This is a genomic window from Kitasatospora sp. NPDC002965, assembly GCF_040611255.1.
GTDB lineage: Bacteria > Actinomycetota > Actinomycetes > Streptomycetales > Streptomycetaceae > Kitasatospora.
The window spans coordinates 1-3,119 of the sequence record NZ_JBEXNT010000282.1; the positions used below are offsets into that span (position 1 = coordinate 1).

3 protein-coding genes are annotated in these 3,119 nt (G+C 72.2%); 1 reads left to right on the forward strand and 2 read right to left on the reverse strand.

The genetic code is table 11. The annotated features are described in order from the left end of the window. Positions 1 to 87 precede the first annotated feature (87 nt). Both ABZY91_RS41760 and ABZY91_RS41765 read right to left on the reverse strand, forming a co-directional pair. Entirely contained in the window at positions 88 to 1,395 is a 1,308-nt protein-coding gene (locus ABZY91_RS41760) for an extracellular solute-binding protein (protein WP_355409447.1), read from the reverse strand. A 244-nt stretch (positions 1,396 to 1,639) separates the two neighbouring features. Further along, positions 1,640 to 2,095 carry an ATP-binding protein gene (locus ABZY91_RS41765; RefSeq protein WP_355409449.1) on the reverse strand — a complete coding sequence of 152 codons (456 nt, stop codon included), beginning with the start codon at positions 2,093 to 2,095 and terminating at the stop codon, positions 1,640 to 1,642. A gap of 219 nt (positions 2,096 to 2,314) precedes the next feature. On the opposite strand from ABZY91_RS41765, the gene ABZY91_RS41770 reads away from it, so the two are divergent. Then, positions 2,315 to 3,031 (forward strand): GntR family transcriptional regulator, encoded by a 717-nt coding sequence (locus ABZY91_RS41770; protein WP_329951362.1) that lies wholly within the window; start codon positions 2,315 to 2,317, stop codon positions 3,029 to 3,031. Positions 3,032 to 3,119: the final 88 nt, after the last annotated feature.

The window sequence follows — 3,119 nt, forward strand, 5'->3', positions numbered from 1 at the left end:
GCCGTCCCCGACCCCCGAGGTCGCGGACGGCTCCCGGCCGGGGCCCGGGCCGTTGCGCGCGGTCCACCGGGCCGGCGCGGCGCGGGATCAGCCTCCGCGCAGGGCCTTGTCGACCGTGCTGTCGATGCTGCGCAGCGCCTGGTCGACGGGCGTCCGTCCGTCGACGCCGGCCGTCACCTCGGACTTCTGCGCCTCCCAGCGGGCGGCGAAGCCGTAGCGGTCCTGGAGCAGCAGGTCCGCGGTGCTGCGGTCGAACTGGGCCATGATCGGTGCCCAGCTGGGGTCGGTCTGGTAGAAGGCGTCGACGGTGGCCTTGGTCTCGCGCGGCACCTTGGCGGTGTCGTACGGGAAGATCCCGTGGAACTCCATGAACTGGGTGCTGACCGAGGGGGAGGCGAGCCAGCGCATGAACGTTCCCGCGGCACCCGGGTCGGGGAGGTCCGAGCGGGCCACCAGGCTGTGGCCGCCGACGGCCGAGCAGCCGCTCTTCGGGCCGACCGGCATCGGGGCGGCGGCCCACTTGCCGTTGGTCCTCTCGTTCCCGGCGGCGATGTCGGAGATGACGCTCTGGTAGAACGAGAACATCGCGACGTCGCCGTTGATGAAGCCGTTGAGGGCGCTGACACCGGGCGTGGAGATCTTCTCGGTGTAGAAGGACTTCATGTACTCCATCGCGGTGCGCCCGGCCTCGGTGTTCTGCGTGGAGGTCCTGAAGTCGGACGAGACGAGGCTGCCGCCGGCCTGGCAGAGGAAGCTCTCCCAGGTGGGGTTGATGGCGTTGAGGTGGTCGTCCATGCCCTTGAACTGCCAGCCCGTCACCTTCTTCCCGGACGCGGCGGAGCGGGCGCCGACGGCGGCGGCGGTGGACTTCAACTCCTCCCAGGTGCGGGGTGGTTCGTTGAAGCCGTACTTCTGCAGGATGTCCTTGCGGTAGAGCAGGACGTTGACGTCGAAGTACAGGGGCGCGCCGTAGAGGCGGCCCTGGTACTCGTTGACCTTCGCCAGGGGCCGGAACCGGCCCAGGTCCTCGGGGGTGTAGCCGAGGGTGTCCAGCGGGGCCAGCTCGGCGGCGGTCAGCAGGTCGAGTTCGAGGCCGTTGTTGGCCAGCCAGACGTCGGGGCCCCGGCCGCTCCTCACGGCCTTCTTGATGGTGTCCCGGCCGGTCTGCCAGTCGAGCACGGTGAGCTCGACGGTCACCCGGCTCTGCGAGGCGTTGAAGTCCTCGATCAGGTGCTTGAGGTTGTTCGGCCGGCCGATCCAGAACGGCATGGTCCAGAAGGTGACCGTGGTGCGCCCGGGTGCCCGGGCCGGGGGGTCGGGGGCGCAGGCCGCGGCGGTCAGGGCCGTGGCGGCGGCCAGGGCGGTGGAGACGAGTCTGTGGGGCAGGGACGTCATGGGGGTGGAACTCCTCGGGTGGCGGAGTCGGAACCGATGGCGCAGGGTATTCGATATACGAAACGGCTTCCAGGGGGCTGACCGTTTCGTTTCGCGACCGGTAGCTCCGAGTGGTTCCCGTGCGGCCCCTCCCTGCGGAGCCGCCCTCCCTGCGGAGCCGCCCTCCCTGCGGAGCCGCCCGCCCCGCGGGCGCCGCCGCGAGCCCTTCCTGCGGCCCTCGCCGCAGACCCCCGCGGTCCGCCCGTCAGACGACCAGCTCGGCCCAGACCAGTTGGCCGGCGGCGGTGTGCCACGCGCCCCATGCGGTGCTGAGCGCGGCGACCAGCAACAGTCCGCGCCCGCCGCAGCTCTCCAGGGCGTCCGGCCCGGTCGTCGCGGCGACCGCGGGTGGATCGAAGCCGGGGCCGTCGTCCTCCACCTCCAGCCGGACCACGCGCGGCCCGGTGCCCGTCCCGCGCACCGAGAGGGTGGCGCGGGCGCCGGTGCCGCCGTGCCGCACGGCGTTGGTCGCGAGTTCGGTGGCGACCAGGGCGAGGTCGTCGGCCAGGTGGGAGAGGTGCCAGTCGGCCAGCAGGGCGGTGACCCAGTGGCGCAGCCGGCCCGGGGCGAGGTCGTCGTCGGCCAGCTCGCACCGCCGGGACCGCGGTTCGGTGGCCGGGCGTGGGGTGCCGGGCGTGGGTGCGGTGAGAATGCGAGGCATCGGTGCTCCTCGACTCGTGGGGGACGGTGCGCGCCCGGCGGGGGCGGCGCCCGCGCATCGGCCGAGGGGAAGCCTCAGGTCGACAGGCTCGAATTTAGTATACGAAATGCCTTCAGGCAAGACTGTTCGGAGAAATCGGACAGGACCGCTGATCGGGCGCGGTGGGAAAGGTTTGGCGCAGGAGCCCCGGAGTCCATGGATATCGCATACGATGAACGAATGGGACAGAGCAGCTGGGCGGAGCGCATCCCCGCCGTGAAGAGCAAGGCCGATCTCGCCTACGAGAGTCTGCGCAGTGCCATCGCCCAGGGCGACCTCAAGGCCGGCGAGCGGATCAACATGGACGAACTCGCCCGGAGCTTCGGGGTCAGCAAGATCCCGATCCGCGAGGCGGTGAAGCGGCTGGAGTCGGACGGGCTGCTGGTGTCCAGGGTGCACGCCGGGGTCACCGTGGCCGGCATCGACGTCACCGAGATGCGCGGCGTCTTCCTCGCCCGTGAGGCCATCGAGGCGCTGGTCGCCGAACTGGCCGCGCAGCGGATCGACGACCGGCAGCTCGCCGAGCTGGAGGACGTCCAGGAGCGGATGCGCGCGGCGCTGGAGCGCGACGTCACCGGGGAGATGGCCGAGCTGAACTCCCGCTTCCACCAGCTCCTCGCGGAGGCGGCGGGCTACCGGGTCCTGGGTGACCTGACCGAGCAGCTGCTGATGACCATCCGCCGCTACCGCATCACGGCGCCGCTCGGCGAGCGCAACTGGCGCTCGGTGGTCGACGAGCACGACACCCTCGTGGCGGCGCTGCGTCGGCGCGACCCGGAGGCGGCGTCCGGCGCGGCCCGCGCACACATCAGCTCCCAGGCGGCGCACGAGGTCGAGCAGGGGGGTGCCGAGGGGGAGGGCGCCGGGACGAAGGGCGCCGGACCGCAGGAGGGGTGAGGGCGGGGCGGCCGTCGCCCGGCGAGGGGCGGCCGACGCAGCGCCGCCACGAGGGTGTCGTGCTCGTCGACCACCGAGCGCCAGTTGC